The 21,213-nt window shown below is 62.4% G+C and carries 28 protein-coding genes; 19 read left to right on the top strand and 9 right to left on the bottom strand.

Annotated elements, in window-relative coordinates; translation table 11 throughout:
- Nucleotides 1-82: 82 nt before the first annotated feature.
- From ACN2XU_RS12190 to sucC, 4 genes are all read right to left on the bottom strand, one after another.
- Nucleotides 83-844, bottom strand: a complete 762-nt coding sequence (locus ACN2XU_RS12190; protein ID WP_419410720.1) for a hypothetical protein — start codon at nt 842-844, stop codon at nt 83-85.
- 2 nt (nt 845-846) lie between these two features.
- Nucleotides 847-1,734, bottom strand: coding sequence for a succinate--CoA ligase subunit alpha (gene sucD / locus ACN2XU_RS12185; RefSeq protein ID WP_419410719.1), 888 nt, complete (start codon nt 1,732-1,734; stop codon nt 847-849).
- Between the two features lie 69 nt (nt 1,735-1,803).
- On the bottom strand, nt 1,804-2,388 hold the full coding sequence (locus ACN2XU_RS12180; protein ID WP_419410718.1) for a hypothetical protein: 585 nt from the start codon (nt 2,386-2,388) through the stop codon (nt 1,804-1,806).
- Nucleotides 2,385-3,578 carry an ADP-forming succinate--CoA ligase subunit beta gene (sucC, locus tag ACN2XU_RS12175; RefSeq protein ID WP_419410717.1) on the bottom strand — a complete coding sequence of 398 codons (1,194 nt, stop codon included), beginning with the start codon at nt 3,576-3,578 and terminating at the stop codon, nt 2,385-2,387. Before sucC ends, ACN2XU_RS12180 begins: the two co-directional genes overlap by 4 nt.
- A 223-nt stretch (nt 3,579-3,801) precedes the next feature.
- Between sucC and ACN2XU_RS12170 the strand changes: the two genes are divergently transcribed.
- Together ACN2XU_RS12170 and ACN2XU_RS12165 are read left to right on the top strand one after the other, a co-directional pair.
- A complete protein-coding gene (locus tag ACN2XU_RS12170) occupies nt 3,802-4,827 on the top strand; it encodes a glycosyltransferase family 2 protein (protein WP_419410716.1) in 1,026 nt (341 codons plus the stop codon).
- Nucleotides 4,820-5,833, top strand: a complete 1,014-nt coding sequence (locus ACN2XU_RS12165) for a glycosyltransferase family 2 protein (protein ID WP_419410715.1) — start codon at nt 4,820-4,822, stop codon at nt 5,831-5,833. Before ACN2XU_RS12170 ends, ACN2XU_RS12165 begins: the two co-directional genes overlap by 8 nt.
- Before the next feature lie 66 nt (nt 5,834-5,899).
- Here ACN2XU_RS12165 and mdh read toward each other — a convergent pair whose 3' ends face one another.
- Entirely contained in the window at nt 5,900-6,862 is a 963-nt protein-coding gene (gene mdh / locus ACN2XU_RS12160) for a malate dehydrogenase (protein ID WP_419410714.1), read from the bottom strand.
- A 123-nt stretch (nt 6,863-6,985) separates the two neighbouring features.
- On the opposite strand from mdh, the gene ACN2XU_RS12155 reads away from it, so the two are divergent.
- Entirely contained in the window at nt 6,986-7,777 is a 792-nt protein-coding gene (locus ACN2XU_RS12155) for a sulfite exporter TauE/SafE family protein (RefSeq protein ID WP_419410713.1), read from the top strand.
- Between the two features lie 112 nt (nt 7,778-7,889).
- Here the strand turns inward: ACN2XU_RS12155 and ACN2XU_RS12150 are convergent, their stop codons facing one another.
- Nucleotides 7,890-8,183, bottom strand: a complete 294-nt coding sequence (locus ACN2XU_RS12150; RefSeq protein WP_419410771.1) for a hypothetical protein — start codon at nt 8,181-8,183, stop codon at nt 7,890-7,892.
- 336 nt (nt 8,184-8,519) lie between these two features.
- Between ACN2XU_RS12150 and ACN2XU_RS12145 the strand changes: the two genes are divergently transcribed.
- From ACN2XU_RS12145 to ACN2XU_RS12090, 12 genes are all read left to right on the top strand, one after another.
- The gene (locus ACN2XU_RS12145; RefSeq protein ID WP_419410712.1) at nt 8,520-9,371 is read left to right on the top strand and encodes an HpcH/HpaI aldolase/citrate lyase family protein; all 852 of its coding nucleotides are present in this window, start codon (nt 8,520-8,522) and stop codon (nt 9,369-9,371) included.
- 36 nt (nt 9,372-9,407) lie between these two features.
- On the top strand, nt 9,408-9,953 hold the full coding sequence (locus ACN2XU_RS12140) for an NnrU family protein (protein WP_419410711.1): 546 nt from the start codon (nt 9,408-9,410) through the stop codon (nt 9,951-9,953).
- A gap of 4 nt (nt 9,954-9,957) precedes the next feature.
- Nucleotides 9,958-10,161 carry a DUF1737 domain-containing protein gene (locus ACN2XU_RS12135; protein WP_419410710.1) on the top strand — a complete coding sequence of 68 codons (204 nt, stop codon included), beginning with the start codon at nt 9,958-9,960 and terminating at the stop codon, nt 10,159-10,161.
- Nucleotides 10,161-11,189 carry a MaoC family dehydratase gene (locus tag ACN2XU_RS12130; RefSeq protein ID WP_419410709.1) on the top strand — a complete coding sequence of 343 codons (1,029 nt, stop codon included), beginning with the start codon at nt 10,161-10,163 and terminating at the stop codon, nt 11,187-11,189. The genes ACN2XU_RS12135 and ACN2XU_RS12130 overlap by 1 nt, the downstream gene beginning before the upstream one ends.
- Before the next feature lie 158 nt (nt 11,190-11,347).
- On the top strand, nt 11,348-11,491 hold the full coding sequence (locus tag ACN2XU_RS12125; RefSeq protein WP_419410708.1) for a hypothetical protein: 144 nt from the start codon (nt 11,348-11,350) through the stop codon (nt 11,489-11,491).
- Nucleotides 11,492-11,708: 217 nt separating this feature from the next.
- Nucleotides 11,709-12,092: a succinate dehydrogenase, cytochrome b556 subunit gene (gene sdhC, locus ACN2XU_RS12120; protein WP_419410707.1), complete on the top strand. Its 384-nt coding sequence runs from the start codon at nt 11,709-11,711 to the stop codon at nt 12,090-12,092.
- Between the two features lie 13 nt (nt 12,093-12,105).
- The gene (gene sdhD, locus ACN2XU_RS12115) at nt 12,106-12,477 is read left to right on the top strand and encodes a succinate dehydrogenase, hydrophobic membrane anchor protein (protein WP_419410706.1); all 372 of its coding nucleotides are present in this window, start codon (nt 12,106-12,108) and stop codon (nt 12,475-12,477) included.
- Nucleotides 12,478-12,547: 70 nt separating this feature from the next.
- Nucleotides 12,548-14,350, top strand: coding sequence for a succinate dehydrogenase flavoprotein subunit (gene sdhA / locus ACN2XU_RS12110; RefSeq protein WP_419410705.1), 1,803 nt, complete (start codon nt 12,548-12,550; stop codon nt 14,348-14,350).
- Nucleotides 14,350-14,733 (top strand): hypothetical protein, encoded by a 384-nt coding sequence (locus tag ACN2XU_RS12105; protein ID WP_419410704.1) that lies wholly within the window; start codon nt 14,350-14,352, stop codon nt 14,731-14,733. The genes sdhA and ACN2XU_RS12105 overlap by 1 nt, the downstream gene beginning before the upstream one ends.
- Nucleotides 14,721-15,047, top strand: coding sequence for a hypothetical protein (locus ACN2XU_RS12100; protein WP_419410703.1), 327 nt, complete (start codon nt 14,721-14,723; stop codon nt 15,045-15,047). The genes ACN2XU_RS12105 and ACN2XU_RS12100 overlap by 13 nt, the downstream gene beginning before the upstream one ends.
- Before the next feature lie 7 nt (nt 15,048-15,054).
- The gene (locus tag ACN2XU_RS12095; protein ID WP_419410702.1) at nt 15,055-15,825 is read left to right on the top strand and encodes a suppressor of fused domain protein; all 771 of its coding nucleotides are present in this window, start codon (nt 15,055-15,057) and stop codon (nt 15,823-15,825) included.
- 3 nt (nt 15,826-15,828) lie between these two features.
- Nucleotides 15,829-16,611, top strand: a complete 783-nt coding sequence (locus tag ACN2XU_RS12090) for a succinate dehydrogenase iron-sulfur subunit (RefSeq protein WP_419410701.1) — start codon at nt 15,829-15,831, stop codon at nt 16,609-16,611.
- Between the two features lie 72 nt (nt 16,612-16,683).
- Here ACN2XU_RS12090 and ACN2XU_RS12085 read toward each other — a convergent pair whose 3' ends face one another.
- A complete protein-coding gene (locus ACN2XU_RS12085) occupies nt 16,684-17,298 on the bottom strand; it encodes a VPLPA-CTERM sorting domain-containing protein (RefSeq protein WP_419410700.1) in 615 nt (204 codons plus the stop codon).
- A gap of 387 nt (nt 17,299-17,685) precedes the next feature.
- On the opposite strand from ACN2XU_RS12085, the gene ACN2XU_RS12080 reads away from it, so the two are divergent.
- From ACN2XU_RS12080 to ACN2XU_RS12065, 4 genes are all read left to right on the top strand, one after another.
- On the top strand, nt 17,686-17,829 hold the full coding sequence (locus tag ACN2XU_RS12080) for a hypothetical protein (protein ID WP_419410699.1): 144 nt from the start codon (nt 17,686-17,688) through the stop codon (nt 17,827-17,829).
- 125 nt (nt 17,830-17,954) lie between these two features.
- Nucleotides 17,955-18,149 (top strand): hypothetical protein, encoded by a 195-nt coding sequence (locus ACN2XU_RS12075; protein WP_419410698.1) that lies wholly within the window; start codon nt 17,955-17,957, stop codon nt 18,147-18,149.
- Nucleotides 18,149-18,862 carry a hypothetical protein gene (locus ACN2XU_RS12070; protein WP_419410697.1) on the top strand — a complete coding sequence of 238 codons (714 nt, stop codon included), beginning with the start codon at nt 18,149-18,151 and terminating at the stop codon, nt 18,860-18,862. The genes ACN2XU_RS12075 and ACN2XU_RS12070 overlap by 1 nt, the downstream gene beginning before the upstream one ends.
- 355 nt (nt 18,863-19,217) lie before the next feature.
- The gene (locus tag ACN2XU_RS12065; RefSeq protein ID WP_419410696.1) at nt 19,218-20,063 is read left to right on the top strand and encodes an urea carboxylase-associated family protein; all 846 of its coding nucleotides are present in this window, start codon (nt 19,218-19,220) and stop codon (nt 20,061-20,063) included.
- 99 nt (nt 20,064-20,162) lie between these two features.
- Here ACN2XU_RS12065 and deoD read toward each other — a convergent pair whose 3' ends face one another.
- Nucleotides 20,163-20,867, bottom strand: coding sequence for a purine-nucleoside phosphorylase (gene deoD, locus ACN2XU_RS12060; protein ID WP_419410695.1), 705 nt, complete (start codon nt 20,865-20,867; stop codon nt 20,163-20,165).
- Between the two features lie 12 nt (nt 20,868-20,879).
- Nucleotides 20,880-21,188: an H-NS histone family protein gene (locus ACN2XU_RS12055; protein WP_419410694.1), complete on the bottom strand. Its 309-nt coding sequence runs from the start codon at nt 21,186-21,188 to the stop codon at nt 20,880-20,882.
- Nucleotides 21,189-21,213 lie beyond the last annotated feature (25 nt).

Here is a 21,213-nt window from a genome sequence, read left to right as displayed (position 1 = left end):
CGGGGGCGTTGGGTCGCGTTGGGCATGGTGTCTGGATTATTGGATAGGGGTCGGTCCCGCGAGACCATCAGGCATCGCGGGCTCATGTCAGTGCTTCCCGGGTTACCGAGGGAAGGCAGTCGGTCGGCCCGCTCCAGCCCGGCAAGCGGCAGGCCGGAGGCAGCAGTGCATCGTCGGGATGTCGGGAATAGCCATAGCGATCGAAGATCCAGCCATAGGCTGCCTCGATCCGGCGGCGGGTATCCGAGGAGATGAACTCGCTCGGGTGTCGGGATTTGAGGGCATTGTCATTCGCCTGCAGGCGGGGCCGGGACGGGGGCGGCGCAGTAAAACCGCGATCCGCAGCCAGCGCAGTGATATCGCTTTCGAGGGTTTCGGTGAACAGCACATGGGTCAGCGCGTATTGCCCGTCCAGATGTGTCAATTCCCGTGTTCTCTCTCCCATGCCTTCGAGGTCCATGGCGTCGACCTGGCTGCGCACGACATTCGCATCCTCGCTGGCTTCGATCCGGCTTTGGCGTTCCCACACGTTCCGGATCGACATCGTCCGCGTATAGGGGTTGCGCATGTTGGACACGATGGCACAGCGGTCCCAGATGTCGGCCCCGACCCCTGCATGGATGGCGTCGAGCGCCATGTGGACCTGAAAACGCGGCTCCACACTAAAGGCTTCGCGCGCGCCAACACGGCCAACGACGCCGTCGTTCGATATGATCTCCGGCGTCCAGGGGGTCGTGGGAGTGAAGTCGGGGCCACAGAACTGACGCAGATAGAGAGCGGTCGAAGAACTCCCCGTCCGGTTCAGCTGCGAATAGATAAAGGCGTGGCCCCGACTGTACAGCATGGTCAGCCTTTGTTGATCGCTTCCAAGACGGCCTCGCCAAGGGTGGCGGGGCTGTCTGCGACGACGATGCCAGCGGCCTTCATCGCTTCGATCTTGTCCTCGGCGCCGCCCTTGCCACCGGCGACAATCGCGCCGGCGTGGCCCATGCGGCGTCCCGGAGGCGCGGTGCGCCCGGCGATGAAACCGGCGGTCGGCTTCCAGCGGCCCTTTTTCTTCTCATCGGCCAGGAACTGCGCCGCTTCTTCCTCGGCGGAGCCACCGATCTCACCGATCATGATGATCGAGGTGGTTTCGTCATCCGCAAGGAACATCTCCAGCACGTCGATATGCTCGGTGCCCTTGATCGGATCGCCACCGATGCCGACAGCCGAAGACTGGCCAAGGCCCATATCGGTGGTCTGCTTGACCGCCTCATAGGTCAGAGTGCCGGAGCGGGACACAACACCGACGCTGCCGCGCTTGTGGATGTGGCCGGGCATGATGCCGATCTTGCAGGCGTCCGGGGTGATGACACCGGGGCAGTTCGGCCCGATCAGACGGCTCTTGGAGCCATCCAGAGCCCGCGCCACGCGCATCATGTCAAGCACCGGAATGCCTTCGGTGATGCAGACAATCAGCTCCATCTCTGCGTCGATCGCTTCGAGGATGCTGTCGGCGGCGAAGGGCGGCGGCACATAGATCACGGAGGCGTTCGCCTCGGTGACGTGCTTGGCTTCATGAACCGAGTTGAAGACCGGCAGGTCAAGATGCGTCATGCCACCTTTGCCGGGGGTTACGCCGCCGACCATCTTGGTGCCGTAGGCGATCGCCTGTTCGGTGTGAAACGTGCCCTGCGAGCCGGTGAGGCCCTGACAGATCACTTTGGTGTTTTCGTCTACGAGGACGGCCATGTGTTAGGCTCCTTCTATGATTTGCGCTTCTGTCGCGACGCGCCAACGCAAGGTTTTCTAAAACAGCGATTATTGACTTGAAGGCGATTGGGCCATGCTGTGGATGGCGATGCCGCAGCAGTGCAGGCGGATAAGAGCAGCCTGTTCACTGTCCTGCGCCCATCCCGTTGCAACAAACTCGCGAGACCCCCACCATATGAGACCGAGGTCTTTTCGACTGTCGCCGTTCAGCTCTCCACCGACGATAACAGAATCAGGCCGCATTTCCTTCATTGCCTCGAATGTCAGCTCACGGAGCGCGTCTTGATCGCCTTCCTCTTCAAGAGAGCAATCGAACGAACACGTGACATTTGTCGAGCTTCCAACTGTAGCGAGGTTGATCCGTTCCCAAATCCCTGCGCCACTTTCGAGATCCGTGGCCGAAGTCACCGATGCGATCCGGGTAAGGTTGTCCGTGGTCGTGTAGACCGTGGCATTCGTTCGAGCGGAAAACGCTTCGACAAAACTCTCCGGGTCGGAGGTTGCCGCGCTGCAGGTTTCGACAAATTGCTTCACGCATTGGGACACCAATGGCTCTGCTTCACCGCAGGTCGCAATGAAGAGCAGAGGCAAAGCCAAATGTGAACCGACAATTTTCGGCATATGAAAGCTCACCCCTTGACCGCCTTCACGATCTTCTGGGCACCGTCCTTCAGGTCGTCGGCGGCGATTACATCGAGGCCAGAGGTGCGGATGATCTCCTTGCCCTTCTCGACGTTGGTCCCTTCGAGACGCACAACGAGCGGAACCTGCAGGCCGACTTCCTTGACTGCCGCGATCACGCCCTCGGCGATGACGTCACAGCGCATGATGCCGCCGAAGATGTTCACGAGGATGCCTTTGACCTGCGGGTCGGAGGTGATGATCTTGAACGCCTCGGTCACCTTCTCCTTGGTCGCGCCGCCGCCCACGTCGAGGAAGTTGGCAGGCTCCGCGCCGTAGAGCTTGATGATGTCCATCGTCGCCATGGCAAGGCCCGCGCCGTTCACCATGCAGCCGATTTCACCGTCGAGCGCGATGTAGTTCAGGTCGTACTTGGACGCCTGCAGTTCCTTCGCATCTTCTTCGGTCTCGTCGCGCAGCTCGGCCACGTCGGGCTGCCGATACATGGCGTTGCCGTCAAAACCGACCTTGGCGTCGAGCACCTTGAGGTCGCCCGAGGGCATGACGATCAGCGGGTTGATCTCCAGCATCTCCATGTCCTTCTCCATGAAGGCCTTGTAGAGAATGCCCATCAGCTTGACGCACTGCTTGACCGCGGCCCCTTCGAGGCCGAGCGAGAAGGCAACGCGGCGGCCATGGAACGGCTGGTAGCCGGTGGCCGGGTCAACGCTGAAGGACAGGATTTTCTCCGGCGTGGAGGCCGCGACCTCTTCGATGTCCATGCCGCCCTCGGTGGAGCAGACGAAGGACACGCGCGACGTCTGGCGATCCACCAGCAGCGCGAGGTAGAGTTCGCGCGCGATGTCGGAGCCGTCTTCGATGTAGATGCGGTTGACCTGCTTGCCCGCCGGGCCGGTCTGATGCGTCACCAGCGTCTTGCCGAGCATCTTCTTGGCTTCTTCGGCGGCCTCTTCGACCGACTTGGCAAGGCGAACGCCGCCCTTCTCGCCGGCTTCGGCTTCCTTGAAGGAGCCCTTGCCACGGCCACCGGCGTGGATCTGAGCCTTGACCACCCAGAGCGGGCCATCGAGTTCACCGGCGGCGCGCTTGGCGTCCTCGGCCTTCAGCACCACACGGCCGTCCGAGACCGGTGCGCCGTACGAGCGCAAAAGCGCCTTGGCTTGATATTCGTGGATGTTCATGGGTCGTCTGTCCCCGTTTTGCTACGATTTGGTGACGGTATAGGCCCGCTTACAGTGCCGGGTTAAACAAAAAATTGCCACACGGCGGAAAATACCGCGCTTTTTCGACATTTGTGATCACACGTTTGCAAGCTGTGATCACAAGTTGAATTCCTGTTAGCGCTTGGCAGGGATTCGCGCTGCGGTTACGCTTCGGGCGGTTAACGAACGCAAGGGGTGGGGCGTGCAAAGCTGGGCCATAGTCATGACCGTGCGCGAGCCGCCACAGCTCGTTCTCGCCAACGTTGCCTGGCACAGGGGCACAGGCGCGGCGGAGGTGCACGTCTATCTTGATGATCCGGACGATCCGGTGGCGTCGCTGCTCAAGGATATGCCGGATGTGCACGTGAGCTGCTGCAATGACAGGCACTGGCGCAACGTCGCGCCCCGTCGAAAACGGCCGGACTCGATCAACCGCCGTCAGGCGCTCAACGCCAACCACGCGCTGTCACAGGCCGGCGCAGACTGGCTTTTTCACATCGACGCGGATGAATTCCTGCTGCAGGCGCGCCCGCTGGGCGAGGAGCTCACCGTTGTCTCCGAGCTCAACGTCGAATTGCACCTGCCGGTGGCCGAACGCCTCTATTGCGCCGACACCCCGCGCGAGACGATCTTCGACGGGCTGTTTCGCACGTCCACGAAGGGGCTCAACCGCCGCGCCGATGGCACATCGCATGATCCGAAGATCTTCGGCGATCACGACGCTGTTCTGTTACACGGGGTGCTTGGGCATTCCGCCGGAAAATGCGGCGTTCAGCGCGGGGCCGGGCATCGTCTCGGCATCCACTGGGCCTTCAAGGGCGACACCCGCCACAGGGCCGAGCGCTATCGCAGCACCTCAACCCGGCTGCTGCATTTCGACGGGCTGACGCCGCTGCACTGGATGTCCAAACTGATACGCTACCGCGATACCGATCCGCATGTCATGAGCATCGCCGATCACCGCAAGGAACAGATCGCTCTGATGCAGGCGATGGCGGCCGATCCCGGCGGTCTGGCCCAGCTGCATGACGAACTGCGGGTGATGAGCGGGCCGAGCCTGCAACGGCTCCGCGCCTTCGGTCTGCTCTTTGAACGGCCCTTCGATCCCCGGCCAATCCTCGCCGGGCAGCTTCCTGCAGTGCCGGATCTCTCGCCGCAGGCCTTCGATGCAGCGTTGTTGCGCGGCAATCCGGATCTGGCATCGCTCGCGGAGACTTTCGATGCCTGACAGCCACCCCACCTGGGGCACCGTCTCCACCGTGCTCGAACCACCGCAGGTCCTGCTGGCCTTTGCCGCGCATCATTTGCAGGCCGGTGCGTCGGAAATTCACCTCTATCTCGATCAGCCGTGCCCACAGCTGCAGGAATGGGTCGCGGACAATCCGCGCGTGGTGATCACCCTGTGCGACGCCGCGTACTGGCGCCGCGAACATGGCCGCGACCGGCCTCCGGACTCGCGCTACAGGCAGATCCTCAATGCCGGCCATGCCTATGCCCGGACGCGCTGTGACTGGCTGGCGCATGTGGACGGCGATGAGTTTTTCATCCGTGTTCCGCAAATCCTCGCCTTCTTGCGATCCCGGCCTCAAACCGTCACCGCCGTCACCGTGCTCAATGCCGAGCTGGTGCAGCTGAGAGGGCGGCCGCCCAAGACAATCTTCGACGGGGTTTTCCGCAAGCCGTTTCCGCATGGCTATGACGCGGCGCAGCGCCGGGTCTATGGTGCCGGGGCGGATTTCCTTCTGCGCGGCCTGTCCGGTCATGCCATCGGCAAGACTTTCTTTCGCACCGGAGCGGGTCTTGTGCCTGACCTGCATGAACCGGCGCCGGTCGCGGAATGGCGGGACCGGACCAACCCGGCAAGGCACTGGTTTCCCCGGATCGGCCTGCTGCACGTCGACGGGTTCACCCGCACCCACTGGCAGGCCAAGCTCGCTTCGCGCGTGCAAAGGCTGCGGGGCACGGTGCTACACGGCCACAATCCCGCCCGCACCCGCCAAATCGAAATCTTTCTTCAAAGCGGACCGGAGGCCCCGGAGGTCGGTGCGCTCTATGACGCCACCCGCACGCTCACTCTCTGGCAGATCCTGCTCTTGCTGCGCTATCACAAACTGCTGCCGGCGCGGCTCCGCGTCAGCGATGCCCTGGCCAGCCAGTTTCCCGGTGTGGCGGTCGATCTCTCTCCGGCGGCCATCGACGCCGCCCATGCGTCGATGCATCGCAAGACCGCATGAAAAAACCCGGGCGCCGCCATGGCTCCCGGGTTTTCGCTGTCTCTTGTCTATCGGGGCAGTTGCAGCTTACGCCAGCGCGCTGTCGATGCCTTTGCACGCCTCGACAAGGCCCTTCACCGCGTCGACCGACTTGTCGAACATTTCCTGCTCTTCCTTGTTGAGCTTGATGTTCACGATCCTCTCGACGCCACCGGCGCCGATCACGGTCGGCACACCGACATACATGTCCTTCACGCCGATCTCGCCATCGCAGTAGGCGGCGCAGGGCAGAACACGCTTCTGATCCTTGAGGTAGGCCTCGGCCATCTCGATCGCGGAGGTCGCGGGCGCATAGAAGGCCGAGCCGGTCTTCAGCAGGCCAACGATCTCGGCGCCGCCATCACGGGTCCGCTGTACGATCGCGTCCAGCTTGTCCTGCGTGGTCCAGCCCATGTCCACGAGATCCGGCAGCGGGATGCCGCCAACGGTGGAATAGCGCACGCAGGGCACCATGGTGTCGCCATGACCGCCCAGCACGAAGGCCGTCACGTCCTTCATCGACACGTCGAATTCGAGCGACAGGAAGTGGCGGAAGCGGGCGCTGTCCAGAACGCCGGCCATGCCGCAGACCTTGTTCGCGGGCAGGCCCGAAAACTTCTGCAGCGCCCAGACCATCGCATCGAGCGGGTTGGTGATGCAGATCACGAAAGCGTCCGGTGCGTTCGCGGCAATGCCTTCGCCCACGGACTTCATGACCTTGAGGTTGATGCCCAGAAGGTCGTCGCGGCTCATGCCCGGCTTGCGCGGAACGCCCGCGGTCACGATGCAGACGTCCGCACCGGCGATGTCGGCATAATCCTGCGTCCCCTTCAGCTTGGCATCGAAGCCTTCGCTCGGACCCGACTCGGCGATGTCGAGCGCTTTGCCTTCCGGCGTGCCCTCTGAAATGTCGAACAAGACAATATCGCCGAGTTCTTTCATTGCGGCGAGGTGCGCGAGCGTGCCGCCGATCTGTCCTGCGCCGATGAGGGCGATCTTGGGTCTGGCCATGGATATCTCTCCAGTCCTTCGTGAAATTTGACGTTTGCCTAAGCCTTTAGGCCGCGCCGCGCAAGAGCGCTGCGCTGCGGCAGATGGCCTGATAGGGCTACCACTCACGATCCATTCGGGATAATGGCTGATTATTCGACAGCTTACGGGGGATTGTCTTTGGAGCTTTTCAGCCTCTCCGTCTTCGCCTTTACCATACCGGCGGTCATTTTCGCTGGGATTTCAAAGGGCGGGTTTGGCTCCGGCGTGGCCTTTGCCAGTGCGTCGATTCTGGCGCTGGTGCTCGATCCGGGCGTGGCGCTCGGGCTGATGCTGCCGCTCCTGATGCTGATCGACGTGAGCAGCCTGCCGGCGTATTGGCGCAAATGGGACTGGTCCGCGGCCAAGGTGCTGCTGATCGGCGGCATCCCCGGCACCCTCCTCGGTGCGCTCTTCTACGCCTGGGCCGATCCGGATGCGATCCGCCTGATCATCGGCCTTGTTGCCGTGCTCTTCGTGGCGTGGCAGGGGGCGCAGAAATCGGGTCTCATTCGTCTCGGGGCCACGAAGTTCGGCCAGAAGACCGGCCTCACCGCCGGTGTCGTTCTCGGGTTTACCAGTTTTGTCAGCCACGCGGGCGGTCCGGCGGCGGCGGTTTACCTGCTGGGGCAGGGGCTTCAGAAAACCACGTATCAGGCCACCACCGTGCTCGTTTTCTGGGCGGTAAACCTCTTCAAATCGGGGTTTTACGCCGGTATGGGCATTTTCACCAAGGAGACGCTCCTGATGGATCTCGCCCTCGCGCCTTTTGCCATCCTCGGCACATGGCTGGGCATCAAGGCGCACCACAAGGTGCCTGAGAGTGTCTTTTTCGCCATCACCTATGTGGCACTGACGATCACCGGCCTGAAATTGATCTGGGACGCGCTGACCTGATCCGCGCGTATGGTCCGCCGTCTTTGTCGCTATGCCTGTGGGGGAGCGCCCGTTGCGACGGGGGCGTCGCCCCCATACGGTTTTCACTCAAAAACCGTCTCCCCCCTTGGGGTCAAGCGTCGTCACCCTTGGGCGGCAGCGCCTCGGCAAGCTCTTCGAAGGCCTGGCCGCTGGCCACAAGGCAGGTCACGCCCTGGGCGGTGGTGACCGTGATGGTCCACGAACCGGTTTCCAGAGAGGCGTAGACTTCCATCATGTGGTTGTTGGCACCTAGGCCCATGGATTGGCGGGTCTCGCCGTATTTGTCCGCAAGGCGGGAAACCACCTTGTCGCGCGGTGCGCAATTCTGCGTGCCCTCCGCCTTGACCATGGTGGCGGCACCCAGAAGGAGTCCCGCGGAAAGCATCGTCAGTTTCACAAATTTATCCGTCATCGCTCTGACCTTTTTGGCTACTGCCCGGCGATGGTGCGGCTTTGCCGCTTGCCGGGGCGTTTGGACCCTCTCGTGGTTGTCGGGCGATCCCTTGTGCACCCGCGTCTTGCCGTTATTCGGCTTGGTCCAAATGTCCGCCTCAGCTTCCAAGAAAAGGTTAATGCGGCGCACGGTCCTTAGAATCTGACTCATTTCGCCCGGTCTCGCGGCAAAAATTCCTGCAATTCTGCGCTGCGGCACATTTCGCCTTGAACTTTCCGGTAAAAAATGCCCTTTCTCGCGCAACAATATTGCTCAGAGGACTCTCCCATGGACATGGCAGCCCGCCCGTATCGTTCCGTTCTGTACATTCCCGCCTCCAAGGAGCGGGCGCTGGAAAAGGCGCGCAGCTTGCCGGTCGACGCGATCATCTTCGACCTCGAAGATGCTGTCGCGCCGGGAGAAAAAACCGCCGCGCGGGACACGCTCAGGGCGGCGCTTGGCCAGTCTTACGGCAATCGCACGCGAATCGTCCGAATCAACGCGCTCGACACCGAATGGGGGGCTGAGGATGCGAAAGCAGCGGCGGCCATGGACTGCGACGCGATTTTGTTGCCCAAGGTCGAAAGTGCCGCACAGCTCGATGCCCTCGCCGCCCTGTGTGGGGACACGCCGCTCTGGGCGATGATGGAAACGCCCAAAGGCATGCTCGCCGCTGCCGAGATCGCGGCCCACCCCCGCCTCAAGGGCTTTGTCATGGGCACCAATGATCTGGCCAAGGAGCTCAATTCCCGCTTCCGCGCCGACCGTCTGCCCATGCTGCCCGGCATCGGCCTGTGCCTGCTCGCGGCCAAGGCGCATGGCGTGGTGATCGTCGATGGCGTTTATAACGCCTTCAAGGACGAGGACGGGCTGCGCGCCGAATGCGAGCAGGGCCGTGATCTCGGCATGGACGGCAAGACCCTGATCCACCCGGCCCAGATCGACGTGGCCAACACGGCCTTCGCCCCCTCCGATGCGGAAATCGACCTCGCCAAACGCCAGATCGAGGCGTTCGAAGACATCGTCGCGCAGGGCGGCGGCGTGGCCGTGGTTGACGGCAAGATCGTGGAAAACCTGCATGTCGAGACCGCGCGCAAGACCCTGGCCAAGGCCGAAGCCATTGCGGCCCTCGTCGAATAACGCCACGGTCCGCGCAGCACAGCAAAGGAGACAGCCATGCTGCTTTTGATTCTCGGCGTCGCGCTCTGGTGCGCGGCACATCTGTTCAAACGGGCCGCGCCCGGCGCGCGCGCGGGCATGGGCGACAAGGGCAGGGGCCTGGTCGCCGTCGCGATTGCCGCGTCGATCCTGCTGATGATTTTCGGCTATCGCATGGCCGATGGCACCTTCTTCTGGGGCCGCCATCCCGCGACCGTGGGGATCAACAACCTGCTCATGATCGCCGCGCTCTATTTCCTGTCCCCGGGGCCGAGAAAGGGCGCGCTCTTTCATAAAATGCGTCACCCGATGCTCACCGGCTTCCTGCTCTGGGCCGTGGCGCACCTCCTGGTCAACGGCGATACGCCCTCCTTCGTGCTTTTCGGCGGTCTCGGCCTTTGGGCCATCGTCGAGATGGTCGTCATCAACCGTGCCGAGCCGAACTGGACGCCTCCCGCCAAGGGCAGCATCAAGAAGGACGCGATCTTCCTTGTCGCCTCTGTCGTGCTGCTTGGGGTGATCGGCATGGTCCACACCTGGCTTGGCTACCCAACGTTTGGATAAGCATATGAAACTCTACCGCTTTCTCTCCGCCGATGACACCTCGGCCTTCTGCCACAAGGTGACCGCAGCGCTCAACAAGGGCTGGGCGCTGCATGGTGATCCGACCTATGCCTTTGATGCGGCCAACGGCGTGATGCGCTGTGGTCAGGCTGTGGTGAAGGACGCGCCGGGCGAATACACCCCCGACATCAAGCTGGGTGAGCAGTGATGGCCAAGACCAATCCCGGACGGTTCTTCGAAGATTACAGCATCGGCCAGATCCTCGACCACGCGGTGCCGCGCACGGTCTCGGGCGGTGAGCGGGCGCTCTATCATGCGCTCTATCCCGCCCGCCACGCGCTTTATTCCTCGGATCAGTTCGCCCAGGCCTGCGGCCTTCCGGCCTCGCCGATCGACGAGCTCGCCGCGTTTCACATCGTATTTGGCAAGACCGTCCCGGATGTCTCGCTCAACGCCGTGGCCAATCTGGGCTATGCCGAGGGGCGCTGGCGCCTGCCGGTCTATCCCGGCGACACCCTGCGGTCGACCTCCGAAGTCATTGGTCTGAAACAGAACTCGAACGGCAAGACCGGCGTGGTCTATGTCCGCACGCGCGGTCTCAATCAGCGCGACGACGTGGTCATGGAGTATGTCCGCTGGGTCATGGTCCGCAAGAACGACCTCGATGCAGCCGCGCCTGACACCGTGCTGCCGGAGCTGAAAAAGGCGCTCGCGCCGGAGGACCTGACGATCCCCGCAGGGCTCGATTTCTCCGACTACGACTTCACCCTCTCGGGCGAGCCGCACCGCTGGGGCGACTATGCGATCGGCGAAAAGATCGACCACGTCGATGGCGTGACGATCGAAGAGGCGGAGCACATGATCGCCACCCGCCTGTGGCAGAACACCGCCAAGGTGCACTTCGACCTGACCTTCCGCCCCGAGGGCCGGCTGATCTACGGCGGGCACGTCATCTCCATGGCGCGCGCGCTCTCGTTCAACGGTCTTGCCAACGCGCAGATGATCGTTGGGCTCAACGGCGGCGCCCATGCCAACCCCTGCTTTGCCGGGGACACGGTGAAGGCCTGGAGCGAAGTGCTGGACAAGGCCGAAACCGCCGCGCCCGGCGTCGGGGCCATCCGCCTGCGCCTCGTGGCGACAAAGGGTGGAGAGGCCTTCACCCTGCGCGGCGAGGACGGAAAATACGACAAATCCGTGCTGCTCGACCTCGACTACTGGGCGCTTTTGCCGCTCTGACACAAATCGCGGTCAGAAAAGAGTCACACTCCCGTTAACCTGCCGGTAAAATTTCGGCGGGGAAGAGATTCGTTTGCTCGACAAGGGGGCTTTCATCCATGCCGCATCACGCACTGCCAACCGCGCCCACCGAGGTTCTCAAAATTCCGGAACCCGATATGCCACGGGTCGTCCGGGCGCTGATCGACCATCGCAAATTGTCGCCGCTGATGCGCCGTATCAACGCTGACCTGGCATCTGGCGACCGTGAACTCCGGCAACAAAGCCGCAGCGCGCTGAGACGGCTGGGTTTTCCCGAGTAAAAAAATCAGACTTGGAATCAAGGGCATCTTTCTCAGGTTGCCCTTTTTTCATGCGCGGACTCAATTTGTGATCACACATTTTCCACTGTGATCACAAATTAATGGAAAACATCGGAATTGCGCCAAAAAACCGCGCTTGTTAGCGCTCATCCCTCGTGACTTGGGCTGCAAAAGCGTTACAACGCGTGGCAAGGGAACTCATTCAGGGATATCTCGCATGGCTGACGTCAACCGGGGCAATCGCCCGCTTTCGCCGCATCTGCAAATCTACCGTCCGCAGCTGAACTCCGCGACCTCCATCTTCATCCGCATCACCGGCAATGGCCTGATCGTGGCGTCGATGATGATCGTCTGGTGGCTGATCGCTGCCGCGACCTCGGAAAGCTACTTCAACCTGGCGAATGGCTTCATCACCTCCTGGTTCGGCGACATCGTGATGTTCCTCTCGCTCTGGGCGCTGTGGTTCCACACGCTTGGCGGCGTCCGGCACCTGATCTGGGACAATGCCAAGATGCTCGATCTCGACAGCGCCGAGAAACTCAGCTGGATCATGATCGGCGGCTCTGCCGTGCTGACGATCCTGACCGCCCTGATCGTATAAGGAGACCCGACACATGGCATTCCTGACCGACCGCAAACGCGCCGTAGGCATGGGCTCCGCCAAGAGCGGGACCGAACACCACTGGTCGATGAAGAAAAGCTCCGTTGCGCTGCTGATCCTGATCCCCTTCTTCGTCTTTACCTTCGGCTCCGCGCTGGGTGGCACCTACGAAGAGGTCATCGAATACTACAGCCATCCGTTCCCGGCGATCATCGCCGCGCTGACGCTGGCCGTGGGATTCAAGCACTTCAACGATGGCGCGCAGGTGATGATCGAGGACTACGTCCACGGCACCGCCGAGAAATACGCCATCATCGCGGTGACCGTCCTCAGTTATGGCTTGGCCGCCACGGGCATCTTTGCCATCGCGCGTCTGGCCATCTGACGCCCAACCGGAATTCACGGAGGGGTAACCCGAAGCGGGTATGACCCTCCCCAAGCACAGGTAAAACACAATGGCTGCATACGAATACGAGACGCATGACTATGACGTCGTGGTCGTCGGTGCCGGCGGCGCTGGTCTGCGCGCCACGCTCGGCATGGCCGAGCAGGGGCTCAAGACCGCCTGCGTGACCAAGGTCTTTCCAACCCGTTCGCATACCGTCGCGGCACAGGGTGGCATCGCCGCCTCGCTCTCCAACATGGGCCCCGACAGCTGGCAGTGGCACATGTATGACACCGTGAAGGGCTCCGACTGGCTCGGCGATACCGACGCGATGGAATACCTCGCGCGCTCCGCGCCCGCCGCCGTTTATGAGCTTGAGCATTACGGCGTGCCGTTCTCGCGCACCGAAGAGGGCAAGATCTATCAACGTCCCTTCGGCGGCCACACCACCGAATACGGTGAAGGTCCCCCCGTGCAGCGCACCTGCGCCGCCGCCGACCGCACCGGCCACGCCATCCTGCACACGCTCTATGGCCAGTCGCTGAAGAACAACGCCGAGTTCTACATCGAGTACTTCGCCATCGACCTGCTGATGGAAAACGGCGAATGCAAGGGCGTGCTGTGCTGGAAGCTCGATGACGGCACCATGCACGTCTTCAACGCCAAGATGGTCGTTCTGGCCACCGGTGGCTATGGTCGCGCCTATTTCTCCGCCACCTCCGCGCACACCTGCACCGGGGACGGCGGCGGCATGGTCGCCCGCGCCGGGCTGCCGCTGCAGGACATGGAGTTCGTTCAGTTCCACCCCACCGGCATCTACGGCTCCGGCTGCCTGATCACCGAGGGCGCGCGCGGTGAGGGCGGCTATCTGACCAACTCCGAAGGCGAGCGCTTCATGGAACGCTACGCCCCGACCTACAAGGACCTCGCCCCGCGCGATTACGTCTCGCGCTCCATGACCATGGAAATCCGCGAGGGCCGCGGCGTTGGCGAGGAGGGGGATCACATCCACCTCAACCTCAGCCACCTCCCCGCCGAAGCGCTGGCCGAACGTCTGCCCGGTATCTCCGAATCCGCCAAGATCTTCGCCGGTGTCGACGTCACCAAGGAGCCGATCCCGGTTCTGCCCACGGTGCACTACAACATGGGCGGCATCCCGACCAACTACTGGGGCGAGGTGCTCAACCCATCCAAGGACGACCCGCAGGCCATCGTGCCGGGCCTCATGGCCGTGGGTGAGGCGGGCTGCGCCTCCGTGCACGGGGCCAACCGCCTCGGCTCCAACAGCCTGATCGACCTCGTGGTCTTTGGCCGTGCCGCTGCCATTCGTGCCGGCAAGGTGGTGAACCCGGAGACCGCAACGCCCAAGGCGCCGGTGTCCGAGATCGACAAGGCCTTCGACCGCTTCGACGGTCTGCGCAATGCTACCGGCGGCACCCCGACCGCCGAGCTGCGCCTTGACATGCAGAAGACCATGCAGCGCGACGCCGCCGTCTTCCGCACCGGCAAGACCATGGCCGAGGGTGTGGAGGCGATGACCGAAATCGCGGGCAAACTCTCCGATCTCAAGGTCACCGACCGCAGCCTCGTGTGGAACTCCGACCTGATGGAGACGCTGGAGCTGACCAACCTCATGCCCAATGCGCTCGCCACCATCGTCGGCGCAGAGGCCCGCAAAGAAAGTCGTGGCGCCCACGCGCATGAGGACTACACTGATCGGGACGATGAAAACTGGCGCGTGCACACCATTGCCCGCGTCGATGGCAATGCGGTCAACCTCAGCTATCGCCCCGTCATCACCGATCCTCTGACAACCGAGGACGAAGGCGGCATCGAGTTGAAGAAGATCGCTCCCAAAGCGAGGACTTTCTGATGCGCACGCCCCTTCTTCTCTCCGCCGCCATGGCCGCTTTCACCGGCGCGTTCCTGTCCACGGCCGCGCTTGCGGATGACACCTCGGCGGAATCGGAGCAGGGGCAGCGCGACATTCTCGTGGCCTGCAATGATCGCCTCTTCGGGGTGCCGCATGGCGGGCAGGAGATCGTGATGGAAACCACATGGCGCAACAACATGCCCATGGTCCGCGTGATCGAGGGCGGTGCCCGCACCGGGCATGAGGCCTACGAGGTCAACGCCTGCGCGGCGCGCCATCTCGGCCTGAGTGCCGTGACACGCGGGGCCGGGGGCATGAGCGTCGGCGGCTGCTATCCCGGCGCGCCGAAAATGATCCGGGGCACGCTCTATTGCTTCAATTGACATGGCATAAGGCCGCTCTGGCCTCGGCGCTCCTCCTCGCCGCCTGCACCCCGCAGGCGCAGGATCAGATCGCCCGGGAGGCCGCCCGCTCCACAGTCACCCGCGTGGTGACGGACCGTTTCCCCGGCGTGCCGGTGGAGCCGACGATCAACTGCGTCATCGACAACGCCACCGCCGTGCAGATTCGCGCGCTGGCCATCGACACTGTCGGTGGGCCGACCCAGTCGAGCATCGAGATCGTGACCCAGATCGTCTCGAAGCCCGAGGCCCTCACCTGCCTGGCGGCCCAAGGCCTGCCGGCGCTGCTTCGATAGGCCCGCCATGCAGGAGCAATGGGAAGTCGGTGACAGAACTGAGGCGGGAGACCCGATTATCCTGGGCACACCGCGGCAATCGACCTGGGAAGCGCCGGAAACTCACGCCGAGAACATCGAGATCATCGAAGCATTTCTCGAACCGATTTTTGGCACCGGGCCGACCGTCTTTCATGAGATACTCTCGGACAAGATTCACCTCGACGTCCTCGTTTACCCGCCGACCGATACCCGCGACGACTACATCTATGTGACCTGCGGAATGAGTGACTTGCCGATGGCGCTGCCAGAGGGGGTTCCGCCGTTGGAGTTCGCGCGGGCCGAACTCATGCTGGCCCTTCCGCGGGACTGGGGAGACCGTATTGCCGCACTGGAAACGACCACACCGGAGGGAGACCCCGATGATGTGTTCTGGCCTGTTGGTGCAATGAAATGGTTGGCCCGCTACCCGCATCTTGCCCGGACCTTTCTCGCTCCGGGACATTCCCTGGATCATGGCGGTGCGTTTTCCGAGAGCACACGCTTCAACGGCTTCATGCTGACAGTCAGCAGCCTGCTGCCGAGCGACCGCGAACTCCCGGTGTTGTCCACCGGAGAAGTCCTGAATTTCTACGGCGTCGTTTACCTTTATCCGGAGGAGATGGAGCTGAAGACGAAAAAGGGCGCGGAAGTCCTGTTTGATCGCCTCTCTGCGCAGGGCTCTCCCGAGCGACTGACCCTCACGCGACCGTCCGTCGTGAGCAAAAACCCGATCCTTCGCCTTTTGAAAGGAGACTGAACCATGGTTCAATTCACTCTGCCGAAAAACTCCAAGATCCGCACGGGCAAGACCTGGCCCAAGCCGGACGGCGCCAAGAATGTGCGCAAGTTCCAGATCTACCGCTGGTCGCCCGATGATGGCGAAAACCCCCGTGTCGACAGCTACTTTCTCGACATGGACAAATGCGGGCCAATGGTTCTCGACGCGCTGATCAAGATCAAGAACGAGATCGACCCGACGCTGACCTTCCGCCGCTCCTGCCGCGAGGGCATTTGCGGCTCCTGTGCGATGAACATCGACGGGATCAACACGCTGGCCTGCATCTACGGCCTCGACGAGATCGCGGGCGATGTGGTAAAGATTTACCCGCTGCCGCACATGCCGGTGGTCCGGGACCTGATCCCCGACCTGACGCACTTCTATGCGCAGCACGCCTCGATCATGCCCTGGCTGGAGACCAAGACCAACCGCCCGGCCAAGGAGTGGAAGCAGTCCATCGAGGATCGCAAGAAACTCGACGGCCTCTATGAATGCGTGATGTGCGCGTCCTGCTCGACATCCTGCCCGTCCTACTGGTGGAACGGCGATCGCTACCTCGGCCCGGCCGCGTTGCTGCACGCCTACCGCTGGATCATCGACAGCCGCGACGAGGCCACGGGCGAACGTCTGGACGATCTCGAAGATCCGTTCAAACTCTACCGCTGCCACACCATCATGAACTGCGCCCGCACCTGCCCGAAGGGGTTGAACCCGGCGCTGGCGATTGCGGAAATCAAGAAGATGATGGTCGACCGCGCGGTCTGACCGTCTCACAACCGCAGACAGCCAAAAGGGCCGGATCACTCCGGCCCTTCGCGTTTCTGTCTCGACGGCGTCTCAGCTCTTGCGACGGCGCGCGGCCACCAGGCCGCCAAGCCCTGCAATCAGCATCCAGCCCGCCGCGGGAAGCGGCACCTGGCCCGGGTTCGGGTTGCCCGGTCCGGCCCCGTCCGTCGTCAGCACCGACTTGGACAGCGACACCAGCCAGCCGCCGGAAAGCACGTCGATGTTCATACGCACACTGAGCCCTGCAGCAATATCGTCGAGCAACGCGCCGCCCCCTGCGCTCACCAGATCGAAGGAGGAGAAGGAAAACGCGTTGTTCGCCCCCGCCAGCGAGCCAAGCGTGATCCACGAGCCGCTCAAAGCGTCATAAGCCTCGATCACATCGTCTTCACAGACCGTAAACCCACAGGGGGTTTCATCGACGTCATAGGCGCTGATGTTCAGGCTGGCGGTGGTGAACGGCGAGCCAATCGCACCGTGGGTCCATCCCCAATCCTCGGTGGAACCGCGATAGTACGGGGACGATGTCTGCTGGCCGAGTGTCGGTACGAAATAGGTGCCCGCCTGGCCGGTCCCGGCATCGACGGTATTGATAACAGCGGCCTGCACTGCGGACCCGATGGCCAAAGCGGAACAAACAAGCAATCCAGTCTTGAGAATTTTCATTATAGAACTCCGATCAAGAATAAACACATGTCGAAGGCCGAAAAAAAAGGGCCCTGACAAAGACAGGGTGGGTGCCTGCTTGCCCATGCGTCAATCACAGGGATGTCGAATTCACGATAGAGCGGCAATTATATGCGATAGATCAGCGATAGGTTGCATAATCGGCGGTCAAGCCCCCGGCTCATTCGGCCAGAACCCGCTCCGTGACGCAGCAACTAGCGCGCCTCAGACCGATTCTCCGCTGGCTGCAGAGCCCAGATTGCCTTGACCCAACGACAGTTGCACTCTCCGCAGACCGAACATGCGCATTCATGGGGTGCGCCACGGGCCGAACAGGCCTAATCTTTTTCCAGGGAGGAGACGCCAGTGACGTGAAAGGCATCTCCGATGAATGAGCAGCAGAGCAACCCGCAATCCAAGTCCGCAGCCGCAGCGCTCGAAGCGTTGGAACAGGCTTGGGCCTATTTTACCCCCGAACCGCGCAAGGCGGGCAACAGCCCGGTCTACGAAGACATCCCGCTCGCCGCGTGATCCGGCCACCCTGCGCCGCCCTGCCAAACCGGCAGGGCGCGTCAGGCCAAGCCCGCACAGAGGCGACGCCCAAACTCACGCGCCAGACCTTGCCAAGCCGCCCCGGCATGCATAACGCTGAAGGCATGTTCATCGTCGTCGGTCTCATCATCGCCTTCATTCTCGTCGCGCTGTTTTCGAACCGCGCAACCCGGCAATGCCGCTGGCGCGAATACAGAAGCGAGACGGACAGCCGCTGGACCTGCATCACCTGTGGCCAGCAAACACGCGGTCCCCAGCGCAAGGCGCCCCAAACCTGCTTGAATCCGGACGCGCCGTGATGACGCGGATCAGCTTCCTCTGCCCGCCGGAACTCGACGGCCTCATTCCACCGCCCATGCCCGCAGGCCGACTCCTGCCGGAGTGGTTTTGGACCATGCCGCGCGCCATGGGGGTCCACCTCCCGGCCAGCACGATCCGGGCCTGCCTCCCGGTCACGGACATCATGACCCTCGGCTGGCTGCTTCGGCTGCCCTGCGACATCCGCATGATGCGCGATCCTGCCACTGGCCAAATGACCTTCCAATGGGATCAGAGCGGCCCGATCACGCCGCTGGCCTTGCACCACCCGTCGCAGATCGGCGCCGACCGCCCGCCTTTCCGTGGCAAGCAACCCATGAAATTCATCAATCCTTGGCGCGTGGTCCTGCCTTCGGGCTGGTCCGCCCTGTTTGTGCAGCCGGCCAATCACTTCGATCTGCCGTTCAAAACCTTCGAAGCGTCGGTCGATTGTGATGCGCTCGACGTACCGGTCAACATCCCGTTCCTCTGGACGGATGATGCGCCGGAATACAACCTTCCCGCCGGAACTCCCATCGTGCAGGTTGTCCCGTACCAGCGGGCCGCGATGACGCTGACCGGGGAGATCCGCGCCGAAACACCGCAGGAAGCAGAGGCCCGTGCAACGGCCAAACACCGCAAGCACAGCGAAGAGTCCGTCTACGTTCGCGAATGGCGCCGCCGCCACGAACGTATGGACCCGCCGGATCGCTAAGCTCCGCATCGGATTTCATGCTTGAAGACCCGACAGATCAATGCCGGCTGTAGGCGCCATTTTGAGTATTTAAAAAGAGAAGAAGACAGAACCCGCGCGCATCCGGTCCAAAGTCCACCCCGCCATCCCGGCCGGAGAAGGCAGGGGACGGCGGGGCTTCTCCTCTTGCGGTCATCGGCTCTCCAGCCTGTACCGCACAGCCAAAATCCCTCAACTGTGGTTAAATCGGCGTTAAAATTGCTCCACTGCGCTTCTTCTCTTTCTAAATACTCCAAAAATCCCGGGGTTGCATCGCGCCGCGCTCTGGACAGCGCCGCGGCGTCGGGTTTTACCTGCGTCATTCAAAGGAGGGCCAATGACCAAATCCCCGCCTGACGCCGACGTGCGCCGCGCTATTTCGCCGGTGATCTGCTATCCCGTCGAAACCCTGCCGAAACCGGATCTTGGCCTTTACGCAACGGCGTTTCGAACGGCAGAGGTCACGCAAACTCACATTGCGGCCCCGCGCGAGGCCTGCGCATTCGAGGTCGCGCGGGGGCAGTTCTTTCGGATCTCCTGCACGGAGGGGGCGCAGGTTGGCGATCTCAACCTCTGGAACGCGCATGACCTGACCGAGCGCTTCTACTCCGGCAAGACCCGCGCCCTGCACGGCACGCACGTCAGCACCGGCGACCGGCTCTGGTCGAGCTTCCCGGCGCTGCGTCCCATGGCCACCATCGTGGAGGACAGCCTCGACTGGTACGGCATCGATCCACATGGCGGTTCTGTGCATGATGTGATCGGTACGCGCTGCGATCCCTACACGAACCACCTCTTGTCCGGTGGCCAATATCATCATTGCTGCCACTCTAATCTCACGCGTGCCCTAGCGCAGGCTAGGGGGCTGTCCCGGACGGAAGCAGAGCCATTTGTGCATGATGTGCTCAACGTCTTCATGTGTACCGGGTTCACCCGCGACACGGGCGCGTATTTCATGAAGGCAAGTCCTGTGCGTCCCGGCGATCATTTGACGTTTCTTGCCGAGATTGACGTGCTCGGTGCGATCAGCGCGTGCCCCGGCGGTGATTGCAGCACCAAACACAGCTCGGACCTCGCCCCCTGCCATCCGCTGCGCATTGACATCCTGACACCCGCGCCGGGCGCATTGGGCGATTGGCAAAGCCCGCCCTGCAACGGCTATGACCGGAGCCACGGTCGGTAGGGCGGACTTCTCCGCCCCCCACGGCGAAACCACGGCACAAAACAACCCGCCCGCGGCGATCAGGCGCGCGGGCGGGTCATGTCTTCCTCGCGAGGCCTTTCAGGCGAAGGCCGCTTCCAGCGCGATCTCCACCATCTCGCCAAATGACCGCTCCCGCTCTTCGGAGGGCAGCGCGGCATGGGTGAGCAAGTGATCCGAGACGGTCAAGACCGCGAGAGCCCGGACGCCATGGCGCGCAGCAAGATTGTAAAGCTCCGCCGCCTCCATTTCGACGCCCAATATGCCATGGCGGGTCATCTGCTCGTTCAGATCCGGACGTTCATCGTAAAAGACATCCGACGAATAAATCCCGCCAACGTGGTGAGTGATGCCACGATGTTCGGCGATTTCTGCGGCATTGCGCAACAGCCCGTAATCCGCACAGGGCGCGAAATTCAATTCCTTGAAAATCCCGCGCGACGGCGTCGACAGCGAAGAGGCGGTCATTGCCAGAATGACATCGCGGATCCCGACGCTCTGCTGCATCGCGCCGCAGGAGCCAATCCGGATCAGTGTTTTCGCGCCGTAATCGCGGATCAGCTCATTGGCATAGATCGACAGGCTCGGCATCCCCATGCCAGAGCCGTGAATCGTCACCGGATTGCCTTTGTACGTCCCGGTAAAGCCGAGCATGCCGCGCACGCGATTGACGCAGACCACATCATCGAGAAAGGTCTGCGCCGCCCATTCGGCCCGCAACGGGTCGCCCGGCAGAAGGACGGTTTCCGCGATCTGACCGGGATTTGCGCCAATATGAACCGTCATGTCAAATCCGGATCAAAGGCTGAGATCATCAAGCGATTTGCCGGCCTGAAGCGCTTCGATCACCCAATTGGGTTTGCGCCCACGGCCGGTCCAGGTCTGGGACGGATCGGCGGGATTGGCGTATTTCGCCACCCCTTTGGACCCCTTGGTTCCCGCGCCGAGAACCTCATCCAGCGAATAGCCGTATTCCTTGGCCGCATTTTCCGCCGCGCGCTTTGCTTTTGCGCGATTGCGGGCATCAACGGATTTCAGAGCTTTTTGCGCATCCTTGATAAGCGTTTGCAGCTCATCGCGGGACAGTGTTTCAAGGTCAATAGTCATTGTGTCTCTCCATCGTGTGATCCGA

Origin of the sequence: Pacificoceanicola niger, from assembly GCF_048553275.1 — a bacterium.
Taxonomy (GTDB): Bacteria; Pseudomonadota; Alphaproteobacteria; order Rhodobacterales; family Rhodobacteraceae; genus Pacificoceanicola.
This window is presented reverse-complemented; position numbering and strand designations above follow the sequence as displayed.